Annotated in this window: 26 protein-coding genes and 2 rRNA genes; 26 read left to right on the top strand and 2 right to left on the bottom strand. The window is 69.4% G+C overall.

The window, feature by feature from the left end:
* Positions 1-167: 167 nt before the first annotated feature.
* The 21 genes from C1N74_RS13120 (at position 168) to der (ending at position 21,155) form a co-directional block, all read left to right on the top strand.
* Positions 168-3,274 (top strand): 23S ribosomal RNA (locus tag C1N74_RS13120).
* A 99-nt stretch (positions 3,275-3,373) separates the two neighbouring features.
* Positions 3,374-3,490: ribosomal RNA gene (gene rrf / locus C1N74_RS13115) — 5S ribosomal RNA — on the top strand.
* 178 nt (positions 3,491-3,668) lie between these two features.
* The gene (locus C1N74_RS16525) at positions 3,669-4,181 is read left to right on the top strand and encodes a hypothetical protein (RefSeq protein ID WP_219994741.1); all 513 of its coding nucleotides are present in this window, start codon (positions 3,669-3,671) and stop codon (positions 4,179-4,181) included.
* Between the two features lie 47 nt (positions 4,182-4,228).
* Positions 4,229-4,843 (top strand): hypothetical protein, encoded by a 615-nt coding sequence (locus tag C1N74_RS16520; RefSeq protein ID WP_237049147.1) that lies wholly within the window; start codon positions 4,229-4,231, stop codon positions 4,841-4,843.
* Positions 4,843-5,877: an HAD-IIA family hydrolase gene (locus tag C1N74_RS13105; RefSeq protein WP_137750691.1), complete on the top strand. Its 1,035-nt coding sequence runs from the start codon at positions 4,843-4,845 to the stop codon at positions 5,875-5,877. Before C1N74_RS16520 ends, C1N74_RS13105 begins: the two co-directional genes overlap by 1 nt.
* Positions 5,878-5,897: 20 nt before the next feature.
* Positions 5,898-6,107, top strand: a complete 210-nt coding sequence (locus C1N74_RS13100) for a hypothetical protein (RefSeq protein ID WP_071919144.1) — start codon at positions 5,898-5,900, stop codon at positions 6,105-6,107.
* Positions 6,104-6,910, top strand: coding sequence for a TlyA family RNA methyltransferase (locus C1N74_RS13095; RefSeq protein WP_137750690.1), 807 nt, complete (start codon positions 6,104-6,106; stop codon positions 6,908-6,910). The genes C1N74_RS13100 and C1N74_RS13095 overlap by 4 nt, the downstream gene beginning before the upstream one ends.
* Positions 6,907-7,842, top strand: coding sequence for an NAD kinase (locus C1N74_RS13090; protein WP_023955795.1), 936 nt, complete (start codon positions 6,907-6,909; stop codon positions 7,840-7,842). The genes C1N74_RS13095 and C1N74_RS13090 overlap by 4 nt, the downstream gene beginning before the upstream one ends.
* Positions 7,839-9,530, top strand: a complete 1,692-nt coding sequence (recN, locus tag C1N74_RS13085) for a DNA repair protein RecN (RefSeq protein WP_064955560.1) — start codon at positions 7,839-7,841, stop codon at positions 9,528-9,530. The genes C1N74_RS13090 and recN overlap by 4 nt, the downstream gene beginning before the upstream one ends.
* A gap of 18 nt (positions 9,531-9,548) precedes the next feature.
* On the top strand, positions 9,549-11,243 hold the full coding sequence (locus C1N74_RS13080) for a CTP synthase (RefSeq protein ID WP_023955791.1): 1,695 nt from the start codon (positions 9,549-9,551) through the stop codon (positions 11,241-11,243).
* Positions 11,236-11,802 carry an NUDIX hydrolase gene (locus C1N74_RS13075; RefSeq protein WP_023955789.1) on the top strand — a complete coding sequence of 189 codons (567 nt, stop codon included), beginning with the start codon at positions 11,236-11,238 and terminating at the stop codon, positions 11,800-11,802. The genes C1N74_RS13080 and C1N74_RS13075 overlap by 8 nt, the downstream gene beginning before the upstream one ends.
* A gap of 5 nt (positions 11,803-11,807) precedes the next feature.
* Positions 11,808-12,731, top strand: a complete 924-nt coding sequence (xerD, locus tag C1N74_RS13070; protein ID WP_137750689.1) for a site-specific tyrosine recombinase XerD — start codon at positions 11,808-11,810, stop codon at positions 12,729-12,731.
* 50 nt (positions 12,732-12,781) lie between these two features.
* The gene (locus tag C1N74_RS13065; RefSeq protein ID WP_137750688.1) at positions 12,782-13,858 is read left to right on the top strand and encodes a hypothetical protein; all 1,077 of its coding nucleotides are present in this window, start codon (positions 12,782-12,784) and stop codon (positions 13,856-13,858) included.
* A gap of 92 nt (positions 13,859-13,950) precedes the next feature.
* Positions 13,951-14,577 carry a vitamin K epoxide reductase family protein gene (locus C1N74_RS13060; protein WP_064955557.1) on the top strand — a complete coding sequence of 209 codons (627 nt, stop codon included), beginning with the start codon at positions 13,951-13,953 and terminating at the stop codon, positions 14,575-14,577.
* 161 nt (positions 14,578-14,738) lie between these two features.
* Positions 14,739-15,623: a ParA family protein gene (locus C1N74_RS13055; RefSeq protein ID WP_023955781.1), complete on the top strand. Its 885-nt coding sequence runs from the start codon at positions 14,739-14,741 to the stop codon at positions 15,621-15,623.
* Positions 15,607-16,458 carry a ScpA family protein gene (locus C1N74_RS13050; protein ID WP_036305986.1) on the top strand — a complete coding sequence of 284 codons (852 nt, stop codon included), beginning with the start codon at positions 15,607-15,609 and terminating at the stop codon, positions 16,456-16,458. The genes C1N74_RS13055 and C1N74_RS13050 overlap by 17 nt, the downstream gene beginning before the upstream one ends.
* A complete protein-coding gene (gene scpB, locus C1N74_RS13045) occupies positions 16,448-17,041 on the top strand; it encodes an SMC-Scp complex subunit ScpB (RefSeq protein WP_023955778.1) in 594 nt (197 codons plus the stop codon). The genes C1N74_RS13050 and scpB overlap by 11 nt, the downstream gene beginning before the upstream one ends.
* Positions 17,038-17,814 (top strand): pseudouridine synthase, encoded by a 777-nt coding sequence (locus C1N74_RS13040; RefSeq protein ID WP_036305985.1) that lies wholly within the window; start codon positions 17,038-17,040, stop codon positions 17,812-17,814. Before scpB ends, C1N74_RS13040 begins: the two co-directional genes overlap by 4 nt.
* Positions 17,811-18,938 carry a prephenate dehydrogenase gene (locus tag C1N74_RS13035; protein WP_071919150.1) on the top strand — a complete coding sequence of 376 codons (1,128 nt, stop codon included), beginning with the start codon at positions 17,811-17,813 and terminating at the stop codon, positions 18,936-18,938. Before C1N74_RS13040 ends, C1N74_RS13035 begins: the two co-directional genes overlap by 4 nt.
* The gene (cmk, locus tag C1N74_RS13030; protein WP_036305983.1) at positions 18,931-19,629 is read left to right on the top strand and encodes a (d)CMP kinase; all 699 of its coding nucleotides are present in this window, start codon (positions 18,931-18,933) and stop codon (positions 19,627-19,629) included. The genes C1N74_RS13035 and cmk overlap by 8 nt, the downstream gene beginning before the upstream one ends.
* The gene (gene der, locus C1N74_RS13025; RefSeq protein WP_023955770.1) at positions 19,629-21,155 is read left to right on the top strand and encodes a ribosome biogenesis GTPase Der; all 1,527 of its coding nucleotides are present in this window, start codon (positions 19,629-19,631) and stop codon (positions 21,153-21,155) included. Before cmk ends, der begins: the two co-directional genes overlap by 1 nt.
* 100 nt (positions 21,156-21,255) lie before the next feature.
* Here der and C1N74_RS13020 read toward each other — a convergent pair whose 3' ends face one another.
* On the bottom strand, positions 21,256-21,675 hold the full coding sequence (locus C1N74_RS13020; protein ID WP_137750687.1) for a GNAT family N-acetyltransferase: 420 nt from the start codon (positions 21,673-21,675) through the stop codon (positions 21,256-21,258).
* A 93-nt stretch (positions 21,676-21,768) separates the two neighbouring features.
* Here C1N74_RS13020 and C1N74_RS13015 point away from each other — a divergent pair, with 93 nt between their 5' ends.
* Both C1N74_RS13015 and C1N74_RS13010 read left to right on the top strand, forming a co-directional pair.
* Complete coding sequence (locus C1N74_RS13015; RefSeq protein WP_103843272.1) at positions 21,769-22,659, top strand: NUDIX domain-containing protein; 891 nt, start codon at positions 21,769-21,771, stop codon at positions 22,657-22,659.
* Positions 22,656-23,060, top strand: coding sequence for a DUF2809 domain-containing protein (locus C1N74_RS13010; RefSeq protein ID WP_064955555.1), 405 nt, complete (start codon positions 22,656-22,658; stop codon positions 23,058-23,060). Before C1N74_RS13015 ends, C1N74_RS13010 begins: the two co-directional genes overlap by 4 nt.
* Here the strand turns inward: C1N74_RS13010 and C1N74_RS13005 are convergent.
* Complete coding sequence (locus C1N74_RS13005) at positions 22,996-23,646, bottom strand: TetR family transcriptional regulator (RefSeq protein WP_064955554.1); 651 nt, start codon at positions 23,644-23,646, stop codon at positions 22,996-22,998. The two genes, C1N74_RS13010 and C1N74_RS13005, sit on opposite strands and share 65 nt — an antisense overlap.
* Before the next feature lie 51 nt (positions 23,647-23,697).
* Here C1N74_RS13005 and C1N74_RS13000 point away from each other — a divergent pair, with 51 nt between their 5' ends.
* From C1N74_RS13000 to C1N74_RS12990, 3 genes are read left to right on the top strand one after another with little or no spacing between them, the layout of a single operon-like run.
* Positions 23,698-24,339: a biotin transporter BioY gene (locus C1N74_RS13000; protein WP_137750686.1), complete on the top strand. Its 642-nt coding sequence runs from the start codon at positions 23,698-23,700 to the stop codon at positions 24,337-24,339.
* On the top strand, positions 24,336-25,022 hold the full coding sequence (locus C1N74_RS12995; RefSeq protein WP_137750685.1) for an energy-coupling factor ABC transporter ATP-binding protein: 687 nt from the start codon (positions 24,336-24,338) through the stop codon (positions 25,020-25,022). The genes C1N74_RS13000 and C1N74_RS12995 overlap by 4 nt, the downstream gene beginning before the upstream one ends.
* 25 nt (positions 25,023-25,047) lie before the next feature.
* Positions 25,048-25,644, top strand: coding sequence for a CbiQ family ECF transporter T component (locus tag C1N74_RS12990; protein WP_023955756.1), 597 nt, complete (start codon positions 25,048-25,050; stop codon positions 25,642-25,644).
* The last annotated feature ends 12 nt before the right edge of the window (positions 25,645-25,656 follow it).

The raw sequence follows: 25,656 nt of genomic DNA, 5'->3' as shown, positions 1-25,656 counted from the left end.
GGGCCTTTTCTTCATGCTGCTTGGGTGGCATGTGGGGAGGGTACCGCCCGTACTTTGAGAACTACACAGTGGACGCGAGCATCTTCGATGCGACACCTTCGGGTGTTGTGTCGTGAAGATGATCTTAAAGATCATTAGTCAATTTTTTGACGATTCAACTCATGTGATTTCAAGTCTTTAAGAGCAAACGGTGGATGCCTTGGCATCTGGAGCCGAAGAAGGACGTAGCAATCTGCGATAAGCCTCGGGGAGTGGATAAGCACACTGTGATCCGAGGGTGTCCGAATGGGGAAACCCCGCTGGGCGGCGTGCCGACCTAGTGACTCCCGCCTGAATATATAGGGCGGGTAGAGGGAACGTGGGGAAGTGAAACATCTCAGTACCCACAGGAAGAGAAAGCAACAGCGATTCCGTTAGTAGTGGCGAGCGAAACCGGATCAGGCTAAACCTTGCGTGTGTGATAGCCGGCAGGCGTTGCACGTTGGGGGTTGTGGGACTTTTCTGATCATTCTGCCGAGTGGTCGACGTTACAAGAAGGTATAGACGAACAGGTTTGAATGCCTGGTCATAGAGGGTGCGAACCCCGTAGTCGAAATGCTTCTCTTGGCGTGAAGAGTATCCCAAGTAGCACGGGGCCCGAGAAATCCCGTGTGAATCTGTCAGGACCACCTGATAAGCCTAAATACTCCCAGATGACCGATAGCGGACAAGTACCGTGAGGGAAAGGTGAAAAGTACCCCGGGAGGGGAGTGAAATAGTACCTGAAACCGTTTGCTTACAAACCGTTGGAGCCTCCTTAGTAGGGGTGACAGCGTGCCTTTTGAAGAATGAGCCTGCGAGTTAGCGATACGTGGCGAGGTTAACCCGTGTGGGGTAGCCGTAGCGAAAGCGAGTCTGAATAGGGCGATTCAGTCGCGTGTCCTAGACCCGAAGCGAAGTGATCTATCCATGGCCAGGTTGAAGCGACGGTAAGACGTCGTGGAGGACCGAACCCACTTAGGTTGAAAACTGAGGGGATGAGCTGTGGATAGGGGTGAAAGGCCAATCAAACTTCGTGATAGCTGGTTCTCTCCGAAATGCATTTAGGTGCAGCGTTGCGTGTTTCTTGCCGGAGGTAGAGCTACTGGATGGCCGATGGGCCCTACAAGGTTACTGACGTCAGCCAAACTCCGAATGCCGGTAAGTGAGAGCGCAGCAGTGAGACTGTGGGGGATAAGCTTCATAGTCGAGAGGGAAACAACCCAGACCACCAACTAAGGTCCCAAAGCGCGTGCTAAGTGGGAAAGGATGTGGAGTTGCTCTGACAACCAGGAGGTTGGCTTAGAAGCAGCCACCCTTGAAAGAGTGCGTAATAGCTCACTGGTCAAGTGATTCCGCGCCGACAATGTAACGGGGCTCAAGCACGCCACCGAAGTTGTGGCATTGACATTATTGGTAGGCCTTCGTGGTCCAGCCGTGTTGATGGGTAGGAGAGCGTCGTGTGCCGGGTGAAGCGGCGGGGTGACCCAGCCGTGGACGGCACACGAGTGAGAATGCAGGCATGAGTAGCGAAAGACGTGTGAGAAACACGTCCTCCGAAAGACCAAGGGTTCCAGGGTCAAGCTAATCTTCCCTGGGTAAGTCGGGACCTAAGGCGAGGCCGACAGGCGTAGTCGATGGACAACGGGTTGATATTCCCGTACCGGCGAAGAACCGCCCAAGCTAATCCAGTGGTGCTAAGAGTCCTAACCCGGGCTTAGTTGATCCCTTCGGGGTGAGACGGTCCGGTCTAACGCTCGACCCCATGCTGGTGCGGCTAGCGTATTAACAGGTGTGACGCAGGAAGGTAGCCCAACCCGGGCGATGGTTGTCCCGGGGCAAGTGCGTAGGCCGAGTCATAGGCAAATCCGTGACTCATACAGGCTGAGACACGATGCGGATAAAAAGTGGGTGATCCTATGCTGCCGAGAAAAGCATCGACGCGAGGTTCTAGCTGCCCGTACCCCAAACCGACTCAGGTGGTCAGGTAGAGAATACCAAGGAGATCGAGAGAATCGTGGTTAAGGAACTCGGCAAAATGCCCCCGTAACTTCGGGAGAAGGGGGGCCTTCCACTTATTAGGATTTACTCCGAAAGGGTGTGGAGGCCGCAGAGACTAGTGGGTAGCGACTGTTTACTAAAAACACAGGTCCGTGCCAAGTCGCAAGACGATGTATACGGACTGACGCCTGCCCGGTGCTGGAAGGTTAAGAGGACCGGTTAGCCGCAAGGCGAAGCTGAGAATTTAAGCCCCAGTAAACGGCGGTGGTAACTATAACCATCCTAAGGTAGCGAAATTCCTTGTCGGGTAAGTTCCGACCTGCACGAATGGCGTAACGACTTCCCAACTGTCTCAACCGCGAACTCGGCGAAATTGCACTACGAGTAAAGATGCTCGTTACGCGCAGCAGGACGGAAAGACCCCGTGACCTTTACTACAGCTTGGTATTGGTGTTCGGTGTGGCTTGTGTAGGATAGGTGGGAGACTTTGAAGCGGTGACGCCAGTTACCGTGGAGTCATTGTTGAAATACCACTCTGGTCACTCTGGATATCTAACTTCGAACCGTAATCCGGTTCAGGGACAGTGCCTGGTGGGTAGTTTAACTGGGGCGGTTGCCTCCCAAAAAGTAACGGAGGCGCCCAAAGGTTCCCTCAACCTGGTTGGCAATCAGGTGGCGAGTGTAAGTGCACAAGGGAGCTTGACTGTGAGACTGACAGGTCGAGCAGGGACGAAAGTCGGGACTAGTGATCCGGCAGTGGCTTGTGGAAGCGCTGTCGCTCAACGGATAAAAGGTACCTCGGGGATAACAGGCTGATCTTGCCCAAGAGTCCATATCGACGGCATGGTTTGGCACCTCGATGTCGGCTCGTCGCATCCTGGGGCTGGAGTAGGTCCCAAGGGTTGGGCTGTTCGCCCATTAAAGCGGTACGCGAGCTGGGTTTAGAACGTCGTGAGACAGTTCGGTCCCTATCCGCTGCGCGCGTAGGAAATTTGAGAGGATCTGACCCTAGTACGAGAGGACCGGGTTGGACGAACCTCTGGTGTGCCAGTTGTTCCGCCAGGAGCACCGCTGGTTAGCTACGTTCGGGATGGATAACCGCTGAAAGCATCTAAGCGGGAAGCCGGCCTCAAGATGAGATTTCCATGCCTTCGGGCGAGAGGCTCCCAGCTAGACTACTGGGTTGATAGGCCGGATGTGGAAGCGTGGTAACACGTGAAGCTGACCGGTACTAATAAGCCGATGACTTGATAACACACCGTTTTTGGTGCTTGCGTCCACTGAGTGGTTCTCGATGTACGGTCGAGAACCGCATAACGATCAATCGTTGTGCAGACTGAAACATCAATAGTGTTTCGGCGGCCATAGCGTGAGGGAAACGCCCGGTTACATTCCGAACCCGGAAGCTAAGCCTCACAGCGCCGATGGTACTGCAGGGGGGACCCTGTGGGAGAGTAGGACACCGCCGGACTTCTTTCGTGAAATGGCCACCCAGTGTTGGGTGGCCTTTTCTCGTTTCCGGGACGAAAGGAACGTCGTGACTGAAGAAGACCGCCCGCGATCGGAGCGCAAGCCCCGTTACTCTGCTGCGGACTCCGGAGCACGGCGTCCGCGTCGCGACGGCGATGCTCGTCCACCGCGTTCCAACGATGACCGTCCCCGCCGGGACGGCGATCGTCCCCGCCGGGACGGCGATCGTCCCCGCCGCGATGGTGACGCGCGTCCCCAGCGTGACGGTGATTCGCGGCCCCGTCGTGATGGCGATCGCCCGTCGTATCCGCGTCGCGACGGAGCCGGCGACTCTCGCCCGCGCCGTGACGGCGACTCCCGTCCGCGCCGGGATGGTGATCGCCCGTCGTATCCGCGTCGCGATGGCGCCGGCGACTCTCGCCCGCGCCGGGACGGGGACTCCCGTCCGCGCCGGGATGGTGATCGCCCGTCGTATCCGCGCCGCGACGGCGACTCCCGTCCGCGCCGGGATGGCGATCGTCCGTCGTACCCGCGCCGGGATGGCGACGCGCGCCCGCGTCGCGACGACCGCGATGGGGCACGTTCGTCGCGTCCGCCGCAGGGGTCCGAGCGTCGCGACATTCCGCGCGGCCCTGAGATCCCCGAGACCGTCACGGCTCGCGATCTTCCGGGAGCTGCGCGCAACGAACTGAAGACCCTGAGCAAGGAGAACGCGGAGCAAGTCGCCCGTCACCTCGCGATGGTCGCCCAGCTGATCGACGACGACCCCGAGCTCGCGCACGAGCACGCGCTCGCGGCATCCCGCCGTGCCGGCCGTGTCGGCGTGGTCCGTGAGACGGTCGCCATCACCGCGTATGCCACGGGGGACTACGCCCTCGCGCTGCGCGAGCTCCGTACGTATCGACGCATCTCCGGCAGCGATGACCAGATCGCGATGATGGTCGACAGTGAGCGTGGCGTGGGTCGCCCCGACCGCGCGCTCGAGGTCGGTCGCGCCGTGGACCGGTCGACGCTTCCGATCGAGGTGCGTGTCGAACTCGCCATCGCGATGTCGGGCGCACGTCTCGACCTCGGTGAGACCGAGCGTGCGCTGCAGGAGCTCGACATTCCCGAGCTCGACCCCGACCGGGCTTTCTCATGGAGCCCCGCGCTGTTCGCCGCCCGCGCCGCGGTGCTCGAGGACCTCGGGCGGTCCGAGGAAGCCGCACTCTGGCAGCGGCGCGCCCTCGTGGCCGAGGAGGCCCTTGGCGCGACCGACGCCGACCGTGAGCTGATCGTGGTCGACGACATCGACGAGGACGCCGCGCTCGAGAGCGAGGCGCCGGCGGACAGCAAGACGGAGGAGCGCGGCTGATGGGCCTGTTCTCCCGGGCAACCTCGACACCGCTCGACGGTGTGGATGCCGTCCTGGCCGACCTCGACGGTGTCGTCTATGCCGGTCCCGGCGCCCTGCCGCACGCGATCGACAGCCTCAACCGTGCGGGGGAGACGCGCCGGCTCGGTTACATCACCAACAACGCGTCCCGGCGCGACTCGGTGGTCGCCGACCATCTGCGGGAACTCGGCCTGACAGCGACGCGCCCCGAGGACGTCATCACGAGCCCGCAGGCGGCGATGCGCCTGCTGCGAGAGCGGGTTCCCGCCGGGGCGACGATCCTCGTCGTGGGCGGCGATGGGCTCGTCCACGAACTCGAGAAGGCGGGCTACGTACCCACACGGTCGGCCGAGGACGGGCCCGCCGCTGTCGTGCAGGGTTTCGCCCCGGAGGTCGGCTGGGCGCAGCTCGCCGAGGCGGCGTACGCGCTCGCGACCCCCGAGGACGAGGGCGGGATTCCGTGGATCGCCACCAACACCGACTGGACCATTCCGCAGGCGCGGGGGATCGCGCCGGGTAACGGCACGCTCGTGTCCGCCGTGCACACTGCCGTGGGTCGACTCGCGACCGTCGCCGGCAAGCCCGAACGTCCGATCTTCGACGAGGCCGTCGCTCGCTTCGGCGCCTCGCAGCCGCTCTTCATCGGCGACCGCCTCGACACCGACATCGCCGGAGCTCAGGCTGCCGGCATCCGCTCGGTGCTCGTGCTGACCGGCATCGACCGGCCCAAGCACCTGCTCGCAGCGCCCGCCAACGCACGGCCGACCTACATCGTCAGCGACCTGCGCGAGCTCCACGAGCCCTACCCCGAGGTCAGGACGAAGGGCGACGTGACGACCGTCGGCAACGCGTCGGTACGCATCGACGGCGCCGACATCGTCATCGTCTCGGAGGGGGATCGCCCCATCGACCTCGTGCGCGCGGGCGCCGCGGCGATCTGGGCGACCGGCCGTGCGATCTACGGCTTCCGGGTTCCCGAGCGTCTCTACGCGGATCCGTTCCACCGTCCCTGACCCCGCGTATCGTGGGATCCATGTCGATGGATGGTGCCGACCCGGGCGAGCGCGAGGCGAGCGCCGCGGACAGCGCGACTCAGAGCATCGCCGATCAGTGGCGTGACGACCTGCTGTCGTCGCTCGACGTCATCGAGGACCAGCCGTTGAGCGAGCGCGCATCGTCGTACGCCGCGTTGCACGACGAGCTCGCCCGCCGCCTCGACTCCGGTCCGACCGGCGCCGCGTGAGCACCCGCCTCGATTCGGCACTGGCCGCGCGCGGACTCGCACGCTCGCGGAGCCACGCCGCCACCCTGATCGCCGACGGACTCGTCTCCGTCGACGGGCGCACCGTCGTGAAGGCATCCCACCCCGTGTCCGACACCGCGACTCTCGTCGTCGCCGGCGCCGACCACTACGTCAGCCGCGCAGCGCACAAGCTCATCGCCGGGCTCGACGCGTTCGGCATCGCCGTGGCCGAGCGCGCGGCCCTCGACATGGGCGCCTCGACCGGCGGCTTCACGCAAGTGCTCCGCGAGCGCGGGGCCCGCCCGGTCGTCGCCGTCGACGTGGGGCACGGTCAGCTCTCGCCGGCGATCGCGGCCGACGACGGCGTGATCGTCGTAGAAGGCTTCAACGTCCGCGACCTCTCGCCCGAGGCCGTGAGCGGGTTCGCTGGCGGTCCGTTCCGGCCCGACATCATCACCGGTGATCTGTCGTTCATCTCGCTCGAGCACGTCCTCCCGGCGGTCGTCTCGGTGTGCGCCTCGACGACGGATGTCATCCTCCTCGTCAAACCGCAGTTCGAAGTCGGTCGCACCGCGGTCAAGGGCGGGCTCGTCACCGATCCGGCGTTGCGAGCGGATGCGGTGATGGGCGTGCTGTGGTCGGCGTGGGACGCCGGGCTCGCCACCCGCGGCGTGATCGCCTCGCCGATCGCGGGGACGCACGGCAATCAGGAGTACGTCGTGCACCTGTGCATCCGCGTCGATGACACGGGCAATCCGACACAATGGATACACACGGTGGACGAACTGGCGGGAGCCCGATGACCGACGCGATGCGCAACATCCTCGTCGTCGCCCACGCGCGCCGTCCCGACACCGTCGCCGCGGCGCAACGCGTCCTGAACGCGCTGTCCGGCGCGGGGGCTCGTCCCGTGCTCGCAGCCGACGATCGCGCCGAGCTCGTCGAGGAGCTGGGTGAACTGCCCGGCGTCCTCACGCTCGACCTCGACGTGAGCGTCGCCGAGCTCGAACTCGCGATCGTCCTGGGCGGCGACGGCACGATCCTGCGCGCCGTCGACCTCGTCCGGGGCGGCACCGCTCCGGTCCTGGGCATCAACATGGGCCACGTCGGGTTCCTCGCCGAGATCGAGGCCGACGACATGGACGATGCCGTCCGGCGCGTCATCGACCGCGACTACGACGTGGAGGAGCGCATGGCGCTCTCGGTCCGCGTCAAGGACGGCACCGGGGCCGTGGTCTACGAGACGTGGGCGCTGAACGAGGCGACGGTCGAGAAGGCCAGTCGCGAGCGGATGCTCGAGGTCGTCCTCGAGGTCGATCGGCGTCCGCTGTCGGCCTTCGGCTGCGACGGAGTCGTCATCGCGACACCGACCGGCTCGACCGCGTACAACTTCTCCGCCGGCGGCCCCGTGATCTGGCCGGACGTCGAAGCGGTCGCGGTCGTCCCGCTCTCGGCGCACGCGCTGTTCGCCCGTCCGCTCGTGATCAGCCCGGAGGCATCGGTGGCTATCGAGGTCGGCGCGGGCACGAACGGCACCGGCATCCTCTGGGCCGACGGCCGCCGGTCGCAGGAGCTGCCCCCCGGAGCGCGCGTCGTCGTGCGTCGGTCGAAGACGCCGGTTCGCCTGGCGCGCCTGCATCCCGCCGCCTTCACCGACCGCCTGGTCCGGAAGTTCCGGTTGCCGGTCGTCGGGTGGCGTGGTCCCAGCCTCGAGCAGCGAGAGGGCGCGTCGTGATCGAAGAGATGCGTCTGCGCGGCCTCGGAGTCATCGCCGAGGCGACGCTGCCGATGGGCCCCGGGTTCACCGCCATCACGGGTGAGACGGGCGCGGGCAAGACGATGGTCGTCACCGGACTCGGGCTGCTGCTTGGTCAGCGGGCCGACTCCGGAGCCGTGCGCGCGGGCGCGCCGCAAGCATCCGTCGACGGCGTCTGGATCGTCGATGAGAACGGCCCCGTCGCCGAGCGCGTCCGAGAGGCCGGGGGAGACGTCGAGCCGATCGGCGGAGGCCGCTCCGAGCTGTATCTGGGCCGCGTGCTCTCGAGCGAGGGGCGCAGCCGCGCGAGCGTCGGGGGTCGCCCGGCGCCGGCCGCGGTGCTCGCCGAGCTCGCCGAGCAGCTGATCGTGGTGCACGGGCAGTCCGACCAGCTGCGCCTCAAGTCGGCGGCTGCCCAGCGCGACGCGCTCGACCGTTTCGGCGGGCCCGAGATCACCGCAGCGCGCGAACGCTACCGCGCGGCCTTCGACGCCTGGCGTGCCGTCGACGCAGAACTGACGCAGCTCGACGCCGATCGCGACGCGCGCCGCCGCGAGGCCGACGACCTGCGGGCACGCATCGCCGACATCGAGGCGGTCGCCCCGCAGCCGGGTGAGGACGCCGTGCTCGCCGAGCGGGCCGAGAAGCTCGCCAACGTCGAGGAGCTGCGCGCGGCCGCGGCCACGGCGCACGACGCGCTCTCGAACGACGACGAGCTTCCGGACGCGGTCTCGCTGCTGGCCGAGGCCCGGCGCGCGATCGAGCGCTCGGCGGCGAGCGACGCGGCTCTCGCGGCGTTCGTCGAGCCGCTGGCCGATCTCGGCTACCGTGCCGCCGACCTCGTGACGGGCCTGAGCGCCTACCTCGCAGACCTCGATGAGAGCGGGCCGCAGGAGCTCGCCGCTGTCGAGGAACGGCGTGCCGCCCTGAACGGACTGCTGCGGGCACACGGCAGCCTCGACGAGGCGCTGGCCCTCCTCGAGAGCGGATCGGCGCGACTCATGGAGCTCGACGACGACGGCGACCGCATCGAGCGCCTGCGTGCTCAGCGCGACGAGCTCGCCGGCACCCTGGATGCCGCCGCCGCTGAGCTGACCGCAGCGCGCACCGCGGCGGCGGAGCGACTCGGCGCAGCCGTCACGGCCGAGCTGCGCCAGCTCGCGCTGCCCGACGCGCGGCTGCTCGTCACCGTCGAGCCCGGCACCCCCTCGGTGTCGGGGCGCGACGACGTGACGATCCTCCTCGCACCGCACCCCGGCGCCGAGGCGCGGCCGGTGGCCAAGGGCGCCTCGGGCGGAGAGCTCAGCCGGGTGATGCTCGCGATCGAGGTCGTGATCGCGGGGACGGATCCCGTGCCGACCTTCGTGTTCGACGAAGTGGATGCCGGTATCGGCGGCGCCGCCGCGATCGAGGTCGGGCGCCGGCTGGCCCGGCTGTCCGAGACGAGCCAGGTGATCGTGGTGACGCACCTCGCGCAGGTCGCCGCCTTCGCGACGAACCACCTGACCGTCGTGAAGTCGAACGACGGCTCGGTGACCGCGTCGAGCGTCCGGCGTCTCGAGGGCGGCGATCGCGAGGCCGAGATGGCGCGTCTGCTGTCGGGCCTGCCGGATTCGGGGGCCGCGATCGAGCACGCCCGAGAACTGCTGAACCTCTCGCGTTCCTGACTGATAGAATAGAAGCCCGTGACGGACACTCATCGCGCGGCCTCTTCCCAGAACACCACCAAGCAGATCTTCGTGACCGGTGGTGTGGTCTCTTCTCTCGGTAAGGGACTGACCGCCGCGAGTCTCGGCAATCTCCTCACCGCACGCGGTCTTCGCGTCGTGATGCAGAAGCTCGACCCGTATCTGAACGTCGACCCGGGCACGATGAACCCGTTCCAGCACGGCGAGGTCTTCGTGACGGATGACGGTGCCGAGACCGACCTCGACATCGGACACTACGAGCGCTTCCTCGACATCGAGCTCACCCAGGCGGCGAACGTCACGACCGGTCAGATCTACTCGCAGGTCATCGCCAAGGAACGCCGCGGCGAGTACCTCGGCGACACCGTGCAGGTCATCCCGCACATCACCGACGAGATCAAGCGCCGGATGCGGCTCCAGGCGACCGAGGAGCCCCGCCCCGACGTCATCATCACCGAGGTCGGCGGTACCGTCGGCGACATCGAGTCGCAGCCGTTCCTCGAAGCCGCCCGTCAGCTGCGCCACGAGCTCGGCCGCGACAACGTGTTCTTCGTGCACGTCTCGCTCGTGCCGTTCATGGGTGCCTCCGGCGAGCAGAAGACGAAGCCGACCCAGCACTCCGTCGCCGCCCTCCGCCAGGTCGGCATCCAGCCCGACGCCCTCGTGCTGCGCAGCGACCGCCCCGTCAGCGAGAGCAACCGCAACAAGATCGCGCTCATGTGCGACGTCGACGTCGAGGGTGTCGTCAACACCGTCGACCTGCCGAGCATCTACGACATCCCCTCGACGCTGAACTCGCAGGGACTCGACGCGTACATCGCGCGCCGCCTCGGCCTCGCCGAGCGTGCCGACGACGTCGACTGGACGCGGTGGAGCAAGGTGCTCGACGCCGTCCACAACCCCAAGCACGAGGTCACGATCGGTCTCGTCGGCAAGTACATCGATCTTCCCGACGCCTACCTGTCGGTCACCGAGGCGCTGAAGGCCGGCGGCTTCGCGCAGGAGACCAAGGTCAACGTCACTTGGATCCCCTCCGATCTGTGCGAGACCCCCGAGGGCGCCGAGAAGGCGCTCGCGAGCGTCGACGGCATCGTCGTGCCCGGCGGCTTCGGCATCCGCGGCATCGAGGGCAAGCTCGGCGCGCTGAAGTTCGCGCGCGAGCAGGGCATCCCGACCCTCGGCATCTGCCTGGGTCTGCAGTGCATGGTGATCGAGTACGCCCGCAACATGGCGGGGCTGACCGGTGCGTCCTCGAGCGAGTTCGACCCCGAGACCGAGTTCCCCGTCATCGCGACGATGGCCGAGCAGGTCGACATCATCGCCGGCGGCGACCTCGGCGGCACGATGCGCCTGGGCCTGTACGAGGCCGACCTCGCCGAGGGTTCGCTCGCGGCCGAGGTCTACGGAGCCACGAAGGCATCCGAGCGTCACCGGCACCGCTACGAGGTGAACAACCGGTACCGCGACCAGATCGCCGAGGCCGGGCTGGTCTTCTCGGGTCTGTCACCCGACCGCAACCTCGTCGAGTACGTCGAGCTGCCGCGCGACGTCCACCCGTACTACATCGCGACGCAGGCCCACCCCGAGCTCCGGTCTCGTCCGACCGAGGCGAACCCGCTGTTCCGTGGGCTGGTCGCCGCCGCCCTCGACCGGCACCGCGCGAGCGAGCTGTTCGAGGTCGAGGATGCCTGAGCTGCGCGACGAGCCCGTCGAGCCCGAGGTCGTCTCGAGCGAGCTGGTCTACTCGGGGCACGTCTGGGACGTGCGGAGCGAGACGGTGCGTTTCGGTGACGGCGAGATCACCCGCCAGTTCGTCGACCACCCGGGGGCGGCCGCGGTCGTCGCGATCGACGACGAAGAGCGCGTCGTGCTGATCCAGCAGTACCGGCATCCGATCCGTCATCGCGACTGGGAGATCCCCGCGGGGCTCCTCGACGTCGCGGGCGAGCCGCCCATCGAGACGGCGCGGCGCGAGCTCGCCGAGGAGGTCGACCTCGTCGCCGAGTCGCTCGAACCGCTCGTGAGCATCTTCACGACGCCGGGCGGCAACGACGAGATCATCCACGTCTTCCTCGCCCGCGGTCTCAGCGCGGCGCCGAGCGCGTACGAGCGCGAGGACGAAGAGGCCGACATGCGCGTCGAGCGCGTGCCGCTGACCGAGGTCATCGACGGCGTGCTCGCGGGGCGGTTCCGCAACGGCATCCTGGCGACGGGCGTGCTCGCGGCGGCCGAACGGCTGCGCCGGAGCTGACGGACGTGCGGCTCGACCGCGCCGTCGCGGCGTACCTGCGCCACATCTCGGTCGAACGCGGGCTGTCGGCGCACACCGTCGCGGCCTACCGGCGGGATCTCGACGCGTACACCGCGTGGCTCGCCCAGCAGGAGATCGGCGACACGTCCGAGATCACGGCGGAGATCGTGACGCGGTTCGCCGAGGAAGCGGCATCCGCCGTCCCGCCACCGGCGGCCACGTCGCTGGCGCGGCTGCAGTCGTCGCTGCGGGGTCTGCACCGCTTCCTCGCCCGCGAGGGGATCGTCGACGCCGACCCGACGCAGCGGCTGCGTCCGCCGAAGACCCCGCGGCGACTGCCGAAGGCGCTGACGATCGACCAGGTCGAGAGTCTCCTCGATGCCGCCGGACCCCCGCCGGGCGATGTCGCGGCGACCGATCTCGCGGCGCTGCGTGACCGCGCGCTGCTCGAACTGCTCTACGCCACGGGGGCGCGGGTGTCGGAGATCGTGCAGCTGGATGTCGACGACCTCGCCCTCGGCGACGTGCTGCGCGTTCGCGGCAAGGGCGCGAAGGAGCGGATCGTTCCGGTCGGGTCGTACGCGCGCGCCGCCGTCGAGGCCTATCTGGCCCGCGCCCGGCCGGAGCTCTCTCGGCGCGGACGCGCGACGCCCCGGCTGTTCCTCGGGGTGCGCGGGGCTCCGCTGTCGCGGCAGAGCGCGTGGCTGATCATCCAGCAGGCCGCCGAGCGCGCCGAGCTGACGGCGCACGTGTCGCCGCACACTCTTCGGCACTCCTTCGCGACGCACCTGCTGCAGGGCGGAGCCGACGTCCGCGTCGTCCAGGAGCTGCTCGGGCACGCTTCGGTGGCGACGACCCAGATCTACACGCACGTCACGGTCGACGCCCTGCGGGAGATCTACGCCACCTCGCACCCTCGCGCGCGCTGAACCGCACGCGAGGAACATCGTCGTGCGCTCCGGCACGGCAGGATGGGACCATGAGCAGCGGGGACGCCCCGGACGGCGCCCGCGCCCTCCGCTTCGACACGCAGGCGCTGACAGCGCCTCTCCCGAGTCCCGGCGAGAACGGGCTTCTCGGTGAAGCCGGTCGGCGCGCCTCGCTGACCAGCGCCGTTCGGGCCGTATTCGTCTCGGCGGTGCTGGTGCTCGGGGTGGGCGTGCTCGCGCTGCTCTTCGTCGTCGTCGTCCAATCCGCGGCCGGCGGATCGGGGCTGTCGTGGTCGAGCATCGTGATCGCGTCGGTGATGGTGCTGCCGCTCGCGGTGAGCCGCTTCGGCGGGATGCGCGGCTCGCGGCGGGCCGCAGAAGCTGCGATGTACCGTCTCGAGGGGTTCGCGGCGTCGAACCGCCTCGACATCCGCCACCGCGACGACGACCCCGACGAAAGCGCGACCGTCTTCGGCCTCGGCAGGCGCCGGATGGCTACCGCGGTCGTGACGGGAAGCGACCCGTGCCCGTTCCGCTCGGCGGACTACGCGTTCGACACGTGGATCGGCCGCTACCGGATGCCGCACTCGCTGACGTACCTTCGCGTCGACCTCGCCGCCGAGCTGCCGCGGGCCGGCCTGGTCGCGGTACACGCGCCCGGCGCGCCCTCCTGGCGGCCGGCCCTCGGGCAGGAGCGGATCGAGATCGGTGGCGGGTTCGACGAGCACTTCGGCGTCTGGTGTGCGCCCGCCGATGCGGATCGGGTCCGGCGGATGCTCACGCCGCCCGTCCGCTCCGCCCTGAGCGCGGTGGCGGTCGACGTCGACCTCGAGATCGTCGGACGCCGCATGTACGTCCTCTCGCGGGGCACACTGCCGCGCTACACCGCTCCGTTCTGGCGTTGGACCGAGGACCTGCTCGCGGTCGCCGCGCGTATCGAGGATGCCGCCGCCGCTCGACCGGAGCCGTCGGCGAGCGGGGCGCTGCGCAGCACCGACGCGGAACGGGCCGAGACGCGAGCGCACCTGTTCACCAGGCCCGGGGTCGGTCGCCCCGCCGCCATCGGCTGCCTGCTGCCCCTCGTTTTCGGGGTCGTCGCCGGTCTGCTCACGGCTACCTGGCGCTGAAGCCCGGGCCGGTCTCCGCGGCATCCGATCGCGCCGGTTTTTCCCGGCACGGGGCCGCCGCGGCCGCGGGGCAGGCGCCGCAGGATGGCAGCATGCCCGCCGATGCACCCGCCCACTCCGCACTGGAGAACGAGCGCGGCATCCGCCCCGGGCCCGCGCTCGCCGTCGTCTGGATCGTGGTGGGCATCGCCGGGTGGGTTGTCTCGTTCCTGCTCTACCACGAGTACATCGGTCAGCTGACCGGCGCCGAAGCCCTCATCTCGTGCGACATCAGCCCGATCGTCACCTGCGGTCCCAATCTGCTGAGCCCCGGCGGAAACCTGCTCGGGTTCAGCAACTCGATCATCGGGATCGTGCTCTTCCCGGGCGCGATCTACGCGGGAGTCTCCGGGCTCGCGGCGCCGGCCGGGCTGCGTCCCTGGTACTGGCGGGTGTACGCCGGGTTCGTCGCGGCGGCGTTCGTGCTCGTCCATGTCTTCGCGTACCGCAGCGTGTTCGAGTACGGCTCGCTCTGCCCGTGGTGCATGGTCGTGTGGCTCGTGGCGATCCCCCTGTTCTGGTCGACTCTCGGCTGGACCCTGCGGGAGGGTGTCTGGGGCCGCGCGCCGCAGGGCGTCGGGGCCCTGCTGCTGGCGTGGACGCCTCTCGTCGTGGTCGTCGACTACCTCCTGATCGCCGTCGCCGCCCAGCTGCGGCTCGACGTGCTCGGGAGCCTGTGATCCGGAGGCGTTGCGGCGATTCGTTCGTCGGACCGGCGGTGCTGGTGTCGCCTCGGGCGCCGATGCAGGCCGCTCCCGCCCCGCGCGTCCGACGAACGTATCGGCTCACGCCGGGTGCCTGTGCGAGAATCGATCGCACGCTACGGAAAGCAGGAGTCTCGGTGACGGACAAGTCGCGGAAGGCCGGGAAGGCCCCCACGGAGGACACCCCGATCGGACCCACCGGTCGGCCATACCGAGGTTTCCCGACCCCGCCGAAGCTCGACGGTCACGGGCCGGCCCGCATCATCGCCCTCTGCAACCAGAAGGGCGGCGTCGGCAAGACCACGACGACCATCAACCTGGCGGCATCCCTCGCCGAGTACGGCCGCAAGGTTCTCGCCGTCGACTTCGACCCGCAGGGCGCTCTGTCGGCTGGCCTGGGCATCGCCACGCACGACGTGCCGACGATCTACGACCTGCTGCTCGACACCAAGCGCGACCCCCACGAGGTCATCGTCGAGACGTCGGTGCCCGGGCTCGACGTCATCCCCGCGAACATCGACCTCTCTGCCGCCGAGGTGCACCTCGTCAACGAGGTGGCCCGCGAGACGATCCTCGCGCGCGTGCTGCGCGGCGTCTCGTCCGAGTACGACGTCATCCTGATCGACTGCCAGCCCTCGCTCGGACTGCTCACGGTCAACGCGCTGACGGCGAGCCACGGCGTGCTCATCCCGCTCGAATGCGAGTTCTTCGCGCTGCGCGGTGTCGCGCTGCTGATCGAGACGATCGACAAGGTGCGCGACCGGCTGAACCCCTCCATCGAGCTCGACGGCGTCCTGGCCACGATGTACGACCCGCGCACGCTGCACTCGCGCGAGGTGCTCGAACGCGTCGTCGAGGCCTTCGGCGACGACGTGCTCGAGACGGTCATCGGGCGCACCGTGAAGTTCCCCGACGCGTCGGTCGCGGGCGTTCCGATCATCACGTTCGCGCCGGAGCATCAGGCCGCGCAGGCCTACCTGCGTCTCGCGCGGGAGCTCGTCGCCCGTGGCGCCGTCGCCTGACGGGATCGTCGATGCGCCCGGGCCGGCCGAGCCCGACGCGGGCGGGGATGCCGCCGAGCCGGGATTCCGGGTCTCGCTGACGAACTTCGACGGCCCCTTCGACCTGTTGCTGAACCTCATCGGCAAGCACGAGCTCGACATCACCGAGGTGTCGCTCAGCAGAGTCACCGACGAGTTCATCGGCTACCTGCGCGGGCTCGAGCCCGAAGAGCTCGACGCCGCGTCGGAGTTCCTCGTTGTCGCCGCGACGCTGCTCGACATGAAGGTCGCCGGTCTCCTGCCGCAGGGCGAACTCATCGACGCCGAGTCGGTGGCGCTGCTCGAAGCGCGCGACCTGCTGTTCGCCCGGCTGCTGCAGTACCGCGCCTTCAAACAGGTCGCCGGATGGTTCGCCGAGCGGGTCGTCGCCGAGGACCGTCGTCACACCCGATCGGTGCGCCTCGACGAGAAGTATCGGGCAGCCGCGCCCGAGCTCGTGTGGACACTGACCGCCGACGACTTCGCCGCGCTCGCGACGCTCGCCTTCGCGCCGAAGGAGATCCCGGTCGTGGGGCTCGACCACCTGCACGCGCCGCTCGTGTCGATCCGCGAGCAGGCGGCCGTCGTCGTCACGCTGCTGCGGGGCGCGGGTACCCTGAACTTCCGCGAGCTCATCGCGGGCGTCGCGCAGCCCGGCATCGTCGTGGCCCGCTTCCTCGCCGTGCTGGAGCTCTACCGGCACGCGGCGCTGTCGTTCGAGCAGCTCGAACCGCTCGGCGAGCTGACGCTGCGCTGGACCGCCGAGCGCTGGTCCGAGGAGAACCTCGCCACCCTGGGAGCCGACTATGACCGATGACCCGACACCGACCACGGCCACCCCGATCGCGGACGTCGCGCGGCGGCTCGAGGCGATCCTGCTGGTCGTCGACGAGCCGCAGAGCCTCGTCGCGCTCGCCGCCGCCGTCGGCGCGCCCGTCGCCGCCGTGCGCCAGGCGGTCGCCGGCCTGGTCGCCGACTACGACGGCGAGACCGGCGGGCCGCGCCGCGGATTCGAGCTGCGCGAGGTGGGCGGCGGTTGGCGCCTGTACGTGCGCGCGGAGCACGACGCCCTCGTGAGCGACTACGTCAACACGCAGGCACCCTCGCGGCTTTCGCAGGCCGCCCTCGAGACCCTGGCGGTCATCGCCTACAAGCAGCCGGTCTCACGCAGCCAGGTCGCCTCGATCCGCGCCGTCAACGTCGATTCGGTCGTGCGCACCCTGCTCTCGCGCGGGCTGGTGACCGAGGTCGGCCACGACCCCGAGACCGGTGCCATCCTGTACGGCACGACCGACGCGCTGCTGGTCAACCTCGGCATCAACTCGCTCGACGAGCTGCCGCCCATCTCGCCGTTGCTCGACGACGGCACCGACGGTTTCGAAGGAGAGGCGACGCGATGACGGATGCCGAAGGGGTACGCCTGCAGAAGGTTCTCGCCAACGCGGGGGTGGCGTCGCGCCGCGTCTGCGAGCAGCTGATCGTCGAGGGGCGCGTGCGGGTCAACGGCACGATCGTGACCGAGCTCGGCAGCCGCATCGACCCGGCCGTCGACATCGTCGACGTCGACGGCACCGCCGTACAGCTCGACACGACGAAGCGCTACGTGATGCTCAACAAGCCGACGGGCGTCGTCAGCTCGATGAAGGACGAGAAGGGCCGCGCCGACCTGCGCCGGTTCACGAAGGACTGGGACGAGCGTCTGTACAATGTCGGCCGCCTGGATGCCGAGACGAGCGGCCTCCTCGTGCTCACGAACGATGGCGAGCTCGCCCACGTGCTCGCCCACCCCTCGTTCGGGGTGACGAAGGTGTACATCGCGAAGGTGCGCGGGCGCGTGACGCCGCAGACGATCGCGCGGCTGACCAAGGGCGTCGAGCTCGAGGACGGCCCGATCGCGGCCGACAAGGCGCGGCTGCTCGACACATCGGGGGAGACGAGCCTCGTCGAGCTGACGCTGCACTCGGGGCGCAATCGCATCGTCCGCCGCATGATGGCCGAGGTGGGGCATCCGGTGCTCGAGCTCGTGCGTCGCCAGTTCGGCCCGCTCCACCTGGGAACCCTCCCGGCGGGACGCGCCCGGGAGTTGACTACAGTGGAACGCGGTGCGCTGCTGACGCTCTCGCGCAGCGCCGACGGTGCCCCCGAGCACCCGACTTCTCCGGAGAACCCGTGACCGATTCCTCGCTCGATCCCGTGCGCCCCGGCCGTGCCGCGCGCACGGCCGGTACCGTGCGCATCGTCGGCGCGGGCCTGCTCGGCTCGAGCATCGGCCACGCGCTGCGTCTGCTCGGTGTCGATGTCGTCCTCGACGACGCCTCGCCCGCTCAGCTGCGGCTCGCCGTCGACTACGGCGCGGGCCGGCTCGCGGCCTCGGACGATCGTCCCGTGCTCGTCGTGGTCGCGGTGCCGCCGGATGTCACGGCGGATGTGATCGAGCGCGAGCTGCGCGCCCATCCCGGCGTGGTCGTGACGGACGTCGCGAGCGTCAAGCTCGAACCGTACCTCGAGCTGCGCAAGCGCGGTGTCGACCTCACTCACTACATCGGCTCGCACCCGCTCGCGGGCCGAGAGCGCGGCGGGGCGATCTCGGCGCGCGCCGACATCTTCGTCGGGCGGCCGTGGGTCGTGTGCCGTGACGACGAGACGCGCGCCTCCGATCTCGCCGTCGTCGAGGGACTCGCTCTCGACCTCGGTGCGATGCCGCTCGAGATGACCCCGCAGGAGCACGACGAAGCGGTCGCCCTCACCTCGCACGTTCCGCAGCTGGTCGCGAGCCTCCTCGCCGGACGCTTCGTCGCCGCTCCCGAGGGATCGCTGCGCCTGACCGGTCAGGGCGTGCGCGACACGACGCGCATCGCGGCATCCGCTCCCGAACTGTGGGTGCAGATCCTCGGGGCGAACGCCGCGCCCGTGGTCGCGGTCCTCGACGATCTCGCCGCGGACCTCGGGGCCGTGGCCGACGCGCTGCGCGATCCGGCGGCCCCGGGCGCTCGACGAGCGCTCGCCGACACCATCCGCCGAGGAAACGAAGGCGTCGAGCGCCTGCCCGGCAAGCACGGGCAGAACCGCCGCTTCGAGCAGATCGTGGTGCGCGTCGACGACACCGCGGGGCAGCTGGGGCGCCTGTTCGGCGACCTCGGCGACCTCGGGGTGAACATCGAGGACCTCCGCCTCGAGCACTCCCCGGGAGCGCAGTTCGGGCTGGCGGAGCTGAGCGTCGTCCCCAGCGTCGTCCATGAAGCCGTCGCCGGGCTCGAGCAGCGCGGCTGGAAGATCGCGAGTGTTCCCCATGCCTGAGTCCTTCCCCGTGCCTGAATCGTCTCCGGTGACCGTCGCGATCGACGGTCCCGCCGGCAGCGGCAAGTCGAGCGTCTCGAAGCAGGCCGCGCGTGTTCTCGGCTACGGCTTCCTCGACACCGGCGCCGCCTACCGCGCGCTCGCGTGGCGCGTGCTCGAGCGCGGCGACGACACCGCCGACGCGCAGGCCGTCGTGCGCGCCCTCGACGACTTCGACTACGCGATCTCGCTCGACCCCGACGACCACTGGGTCCGCGTGGGCGACGTCTTCGTCACCGACGACATCCGCGAGCCGCGCGTCTCGGCGGCCGTCAGCGGCGTCGCCCGCGTGCCCGAGGTGCGCGAGCGCGTGAACGTGCTGTTCCGCGCGCTCGTGGCGGCATCCGGTTCGGCCGGGGTCATCGTCGAGGGACGCGACATCACCACCGTGGTCTTCCCCGATGCGCCCGTCCGCATCCTGCTGACCGCCAGCCCCGAGGTGCGCGCCGCGCGCCGCAGCGCCGAGCTCACGGGAGAGGATGCCGCGGCTGTCGCCGAGGCGCTCCACCGACGTGACGCGTCGGACTCGCAGGTCGTCGACTTCCTCACCGCCGCGCCCGGCGTCGTGGTGGTCGACTCGACCGATTTGGACTTCGATCGGACCGTGGACGCCGTCATCGACGTCGTGCGCACCGCGACAGGAGAGAACTGATGGCTACCACCGACGACGAGTACGAGGGCGGTCCCGACCAGCTCGAGGAGAAGCTCGCGAACCTCGACGAGCACCTCGCCGACCAGCGGGCCGCTGCGCTGCGCGCGTCGCTCGCCGACTACGAGCTCGATGACGACGACACCGAGCTGCTCGCCGGGTTCACAGCGGGCGGCGAGGTCGTGGAGGTGCTGCCGGCGCTTCCGGTCGTCGCGATCGTGGGCCGCCCGAACGTCGGCAAGTCCGCGCTGGTGAACCGTATCCTGGGCCGTCGCGAAGCCGTCGTCGAGGACACCCCGGGCGTCACGCGCGACCGGGTGAGCTACAAGGCCGAGTGGATGGACCGCCGCTTCACCCTCGTCGACACCGGGGGGTGGGAGCCCGACGCCCGCGGCATCGACCGCTCGGTGGCCGCGCAGGCCGAGGTCGCGATCGACCTCGCGGATGTCGTGCTGTTCGTCGTCGACGCGATGGTCGGGGCCACCGCCACCGACGAGGCCGTGGTGCGTCTGCTGCGCAAGACCGACAAGCCCGTCTTCCTCATCGCCAACAAGATCGACGACGCGCGCCAGGAGCCCGAGGCAGCCGCGCTGTGGAACCTGGGCCTGGGTGAGCCGCATCCGGTCTCGGCCATCCACGGGCGCGGCGTCGCGGATCTTCTGGACGAGATCATGAAGGTGCTTCCCGAGGTCTCGGCCGTCGCGAAGAACGAGCTGGGCGGCCCGCGTCGCGTCGCGATCCTGGGGCGCCCGAACGTCGGCAAGTCGTCGCTGCTGAACAAGGCGGCCGGTGAAGAGCGCGTGGTCGTGAACGACCTCGCGGGTACGACCCGCGACCCGGTCGACGAGGTCGTCGAGCTCGGCGGCAAGCTGTGGCGACTCGTCGACACGGCCGGCATCCGTCGCCGGGTGCATCTGCAGCAGGGCGCGGACTTCTACGCGTCGTTGCGCACCTCGGCGGCTCTCGAGAAGGCCGAGGTCGCCGTCGTCGTGCTCGACGTGACCGAGTCGATCAGCGTGCAGGACCTCAACATCATCGACCTCGTGCTCGAGTCCGGCCGCGCGCTCGTGCTCGCGTTCAACAAGTGGGACCGCCTCAACGACGCCGATATGGACAACGCCGATCGTCGCCGCTACCTCGAGCGCGAGATCGAGCAGGACCTCGCGCACGTCACGTGGGCGCCGCGGGTGAACCTCTCGGCCCGCACCGGTCGTCACCTCGACAAGCTGGTGCCGGCCCTCGAGACCGCGTTGCAGTCGTGGGATCAGCGCATCCCGACCGGCAAGTTCAACGCGTTCCTCGCCGAACTCGTCGCGGAGCACCCGCACCCGCTGCGCGGCGGCAAGCAGCCCCGCATCCTGTTCGGCACCCAGGCGTCGACGCGTCCGCCGACATTCGTGCTGTTCACGACCGGTTTCCTCGACCCGGGCTACCGCCGGTTCATCCAGCGACGGCTGCGCGAGATCTTCGGCTTCGAGGGCACGCCGATCGTGACGAACATGCGGGTGCGCGAGAAGCGCCAGCGCTGACCGTCTGACTGCCGTTCACCTGGCAGTTCATGCCCTAGGCGCGAGTTTTGGGGGCGCGAACCGCCAGGTGAGGCGCTTGGCGGTGCTGCGGGGAGCGGGCTCAGCGCTTGGCGGGGGACGCACGGCGGACCATCGCGGTCTCGTCGGGCGTCTCGAAACCGAACTCGGCGTAGAGGGTGTGCGCGTCGCGCGTGAAGAGCGTCCAGCGGAAGTCGTGGCCGGGGCCTTCATCGATCATGCGCCGGAGGATCCGGTTCGCGACGCCGGCGCCCTGGTGCTCGGCGACGACGAATACGTCGGCGAGGTAGGCGAAGCTCGCGCCGTCCGAAACGGCACGGGCGAAGCCGATCTGTTCGCCGGTGTCGGCGCGGTAGGCCCCGACGAGACGCCAGGCCGTATCGAGCTGTGCCTCGATCACGGCGCGTTCGCGCCAGCGGCCCCAATAGGCCTCGGACGAGAGCCAGCGCCAGACGACGTCGCGCTGGATGCGGGCGGGGGAATCATCGATCTCGTACTCCACGTCCCCATTGTGCGTCGCAGCGGCGAGGAGACCCCGCTGGTAACACGATGCCAATCACGAGCCCGCGGACCCCGGCTGTGTCAGGCTGTGAGGATGACCGACGATCCCGCCGACGCCCCGCGCCCGCCACACGGCCCGCGCGATCCCGGCGACGCCTGGGTCGTCGCGCCGTCGGGGGAGCGGTACTGGGGGCGCTTCGGTGCCGCGGGTCTGCTGGCCGTCGACCCGGAGCGCGGCGTGCTGCTGCAGCACCGGGTGTCGTGGAGCCACTTCGGCGACACCTGGGGTCTTCCCGGCGGTGCGCGTCACGCGGGGGAGTCCGCGCGCGAGGGAGCGCTGCGCGAGTCGGCCGAAGAGGCCGGCGTTCCCGCGGATGCCGTCGCGCCGCGGTTCCTGTCGGTGCTCGATGTCGGCGTGTGGACCTACGGCACCCTCGTGGCCGACGTCACGACGCCCTTCCACCCGGTCATCAGCGATCCCGAGAGCCGCGAGCTCGCGTGGGTTCCTCTCGACGAGGTCGAGTCGTTCCCGCTGCATCCCGGGTTCGCGGCATCCTGGCCGCGGCTGCGCAGCCTGCTCTCGGTGCGTCCGACCGTCATCGTGGACGTCGCGAACGTGGTCGGTTCGGTCCCCGACGGCTGGTGGCGCGACCGCGCCGGAGCCGCCGATCGGCTGCTCGCCCGGGTGGCCGCGCTGGCCGAGCGGGGGACGGATGCCGCGGGCCTGGAGCTTCCCGAGGACATCTGGTTCCCGCGCGTGGTGGCGGTCGTCGAAGGGCAGGCCCGCGACGTCGCCGCCCCCGCCGGGGTCGAGCTCACTCGCGCCCCGGCCTCCGGCGACGATGCGATCGTCCAGGCGACCACCGCCGCCCTGGCCGCGGGGGAGCGGGTCAGCGTCGTGACGTCGGACCGCGAGCTGCGCGCTCGCGTCGAGGCGGTGGGGGCCCGGGCGGTCTCGACGTCGTGGCTCCGCGACCGCCTGTGACCGGCCCCGCCGCTCGGCGCTGGGGTGCGGCGGCGCTGGCTGTCGCGGTCGTCGCGGCGGGACTCGTCGTCCACGGCATCCTGCCCGACACCGCGGCGACCGACATCGCCGGTGACGCGCTGTATGCCGTGTTGATCTACGTCCTCGTCGTCGCTGTCGCACCCCGTGCCGCAACCGTCGTCGTCGCGGCGGTCGCCGGCGTCTGGTGCATCGCGGTCGAGCTGCTGCAGCTGAGCGATCTGCCCGCGCGGGCGGCCGCCGTCTTCCCGCCGGCGGTCCTGGTGCTCGGAACGGTGTTCGACGCGCGCGACCTGCTCGTGTACGTCGTGACAATCGTCATCGCCGGGGTGCTGGATGCTGTGTGGCGCCGCCGGCGAGCACCGTCGTCGCCCCCGCGATGATCAGGTCGAGCGCCGCGGTGAAGCCGTCGTCGTCGCCGTCGGCGATGCGCTCGGGTGAGGCAGCGACGCCGCCGGAGGCCGCGCCCCACGCGTCGGCGCTGCGGCGCTGCTGCTGGTGGAAGGTGAAGCCGACGACGAAATGCGTGATGGCGTCGCCGATCGTGTCGGCGAGAGCGGCCGGCTCACCGCGCTCCAGCGCGACGGCGCGGAGCCGTGCGTGCGCGGGCGGCTCGACGAGCCCGAGCGCGAGAGAGCTGGAGACGACCTCGGCGCCGTCGCGGTAGGCGAGCAGGCTGTCGTGCAGACGCACGGCGACGTCTCGCGCGGCGACGTCGAGGGTCGCGCCGTCGGCGTGATCTGCGCTCACCGGACCGAGGATGCGTGCGCTCACGGCCGCGAGCAGCTGCTGCTTGTTCTCGACGTGCCAGTACAGCGCGCTCGGCTGCACGCCGAGATGATCGGCGAGACGCCGCATCGACAGGTCGGGCAGCCCGACGCGGTCGAGCAGGTCGAGAGCGGCGTCGACGACGTCGTCCCGCGAGCGTCGCGTCGCTCGGCCCCCTCGGTTTGAGTCGTCGGCGATCATGGGGCTACTCTACCTGAACACCGTTCACGTGAACGGTGTTCAGGAGGAATCATGACCCCGTCGATCCCTGCGTCGCGTGCCGCGCTCGATGCGACCGACCTCGCCCGTGCCGCCGTGTTCGCGGCGCTGATCGCCGTGCTCGGGCTGCCCGGGTCGTTCCCGCTGTTCGGGGGTGTGCCGATCACGGCGCAGGCCCTCGGCGTGATGCTGGCGGGTGCCGTGCTCGGGCCTGTCGTCGGGGCGGCCTCGGTCGGCACGTTCCTCGCTCTCGTCGCCGTCGGACTGCCGCTCCTCGCGGGCGGCCGCGGCGGGATCGCGGTCTTCGCCGGTCCGACGGCGGGCTACCTCGTCGGCTGGCTCGTCGGCGCCGTGGTGGTCGGGCTCATCGTCCACGCCGGCGGCCGGCGTCCCGTGTGGTGGCGCACCGCGGCCGGGCTCCTCGTGGGCGGTGTGCTGGTCGTGTACGCGTGCGGCATCCCGATCCAGAGCCTCGTGCTGCGTCTGCCGGTCGAGCAGGCCGCGCTGACGAACCTCGCCTTCGTGCCGGGCGACATCGTCAAGGTCGTCGTCGCGACGCTCGTGGTCGGAGCCCTCGTACGCGGCTACCCTCGCGCCTTCCGGCGCACGTGGGCACCGCGTGGCAGTGCCCGGGTCGAGACCGATGCGCCGAGCGTGAGCTCCGCCTCGGCATGACGGGTAGCATCCGGCTCGAGGCCGCGTCCGTACGACTCGGCGATGTGCAGGTGCTGGAGCCCCTCACGCTCGACCTCGACGCTCGCACGATCGCGGTGGTCGGCGACAACGGATCGGGCAAGTCGACGTTCGCGCGGCTCATCGGCGGCCTCGTACGACCGACGTCGGGGGAGGTTCGGGTGCTCGGCTGCGACCCGGTACGGGATGCTGTCGAGCTGCGGCGCCGTGTCGCGATCGTCTTCAGCAACCCGGACGCGCAGATCGTCATGCCCACGGTCGCCGAGGACGTCGCCTTCTCGCTTCGCGGCGATCGCGCCTCCCGCGCCGACCGTGCTGCGCGGGTCGACCGGGCGCTCGCACGGTTCGGCCTCACCGGCCTTCGCGACCACCCCGCACACGAGCTGTCGGGCGGGCAGAAGCAGCTGCTCGCGCTGTGCGGAGCGTTCGTGCGCGAGCCCGAGCTCGTCGTCGCGGATGAGCCGACCGCGTTCCTCGACGGGCGGAACGCCGCCCTCATCGCGGGGCATCTCTTCGACGACGCCGGCCACCGGCTGCTGCTCGTGACCCACGACCTCGACCTCGCGCGACGGTGCGAGATCGGCGTGCACGTCGCAGCGGGACGTGTCGTCGCCGTGGGAGACGCGGCCTCGGTCGTCGACGCGTACGCGAGGACGTGGCGATGACGTCGACCGGCCCGGCCGCGACGCGATGCTGACGCTCTACCGGCCGAGCGCGCGCGGCTGGCACCGGCTCCCGACGGGGCCGAAGACCGTGCTCATCCTCGGCCTGGTGATGACGGTGTCGTTGCTTCCCGCAGCGCCGGCGACCGCGATGGCCGCCGCGGGCCTGTGCCTGGCCTGCTACGCCGTTCCCGGAACAGGCTGGCGCGAGCTGGTCCGACAGATCTGGGCGTTGCGCTGGCTCGCGATCGTCGCGCTCGCCGGTCAGCTCATCTTCCTCGGGATCGAGCCGGCCGTCATCGGGACCGTGCGCATCCTGGCCGCGATCCTGCTCGCCGCGCTGCTGGCGCTGACGACCCCCGTCGTCGCGCTGCTCGACCTCTTCGAGCGTGCCCTCGGTCCTACTCGGGTGATCGGCGCCGACCCCGAGCGCATCTCCCTCCTCCTCGTCGTCGCGCTCGGATCCGTTCCGCACCTCGCCCGGATCGCCCGCGACGTGAGCGAGGCGCACCGTGCCCGGGGCGCGAGAGGCGGCATCCGCTCCTCCGCGCTGGCGTTCATCGTGCTCGCGCTGAAGCACGCCGACGAGCTCGGCGACGCCCTCACCGCGCGGGGCGTGCGCTGAGGCTCGCCGTGA

Origin of the sequence: Microbacterium sp. SGAir0570 (genome assembly GCF_005491085.2) — a bacterium.
Lineage (GTDB): Bacteria > Actinomycetota > Actinomycetes > Actinomycetales > Microbacteriaceae > Microbacterium > Microbacterium arborescens.
The sequence above is the reverse complement of the archived record's forward strand: the minus strand, read 5'-3'. Positions and strand labels throughout refer to the sequence as shown.

Coding starts and splice junctions, on each gene's coding strand:
- C1N74_RS16525 (WP_219994741.1), top strand. CDS start 3,669: ATGACCGTCCCCGCCGGGACGGCGATCGTCCCCGCCGGGACGGCGATC.
- C1N74_RS16520 (WP_237049147.1), top strand. CDS start 4,229: ATGGTCGCCCAGCTGATCGACGACGACCCCGAGCTCGCGCACGAGCAC.
- C1N74_RS13105 (WP_137750691.1), top strand. CDS start 4,843: ATGGGCCTGTTCTCCCGGGCAACCTCGACACCGCTCGACGGTGTGGAT.
- C1N74_RS13100 (WP_071919144.1), top strand. CDS start 5,898: ATGTCGATGGATGGTGCCGACCCGGGCGAGCGCGAGGCGAGCGCCGCG.
- C1N74_RS13090 (WP_023955795.1), top strand. CDS start 6,907: ATGACCGACGCGATGCGCAACATCCTCGTCGTCGCCCACGCGCGCCGT.
- C1N74_RS13075 (WP_023955789.1), top strand. CDS start 11,236: ATGCCTGAGCTGCGCGACGAGCCCGTCGAGCCCGAGGTCGTCTCGAGC.
- C1N74_RS13065 (WP_137750688.1), top strand. CDS start 12,782: ATGAGCAGCGGGGACGCCCCGGACGGCGCCCGCGCCCTCCGCTTCGAC.
- C1N74_RS13060 (WP_064955557.1), top strand. CDS start 13,951: ATGCCCGCCGATGCACCCGCCCACTCCGCACTGGAGAACGAGCGCGGC.
- scpB (WP_023955778.1), top strand. CDS start 16,448: ATGACCGATGACCCGACACCGACCACGGCCACCCCGATCGCGGACGTC.
- C1N74_RS13040 (WP_036305985.1), top strand. CDS start 17,038: ATGACGGATGCCGAAGGGGTACGCCTGCAGAAGGTTCTCGCCAACGCG.
- cmk (WP_036305983.1), top strand. CDS start 18,931: ATGCCTGAGTCCTTCCCCGTGCCTGAATCGTCTCCGGTGACCGTCGCG.
- der (WP_023955770.1), top strand. CDS start 19,629: ATGGCTACCACCGACGACGAGTACGAGGGCGGTCCCGACCAGCTCGAG.
- C1N74_RS13015 (WP_103843272.1), top strand. CDS start 21,769: ATGACCGACGATCCCGCCGACGCCCCGCGCCCGCCACACGGCCCGCGC.
- C1N74_RS13005 (WP_064955554.1), bottom strand. CDS start 23,646: ATGATCGCCGACGACTCAAACCGAGGGGGCCGAGCGACGCGACGCTCG.
- C1N74_RS13000 (WP_137750686.1), top strand. CDS start 23,698: ATGACCCCGTCGATCCCTGCGTCGCGTGCCGCGCTCGATGCGACCGAC.
- C1N74_RS12995 (WP_137750685.1), top strand. CDS start 24,336: ATGACGGGTAGCATCCGGCTCGAGGCCGCGTCCGTACGACTCGGCGAT.
- C1N74_RS12990 (WP_023955756.1), top strand. CDS start 25,048: ATGCTGACGCTCTACCGGCCGAGCGCGCGCGGCTGGCACCGGCTCCCG.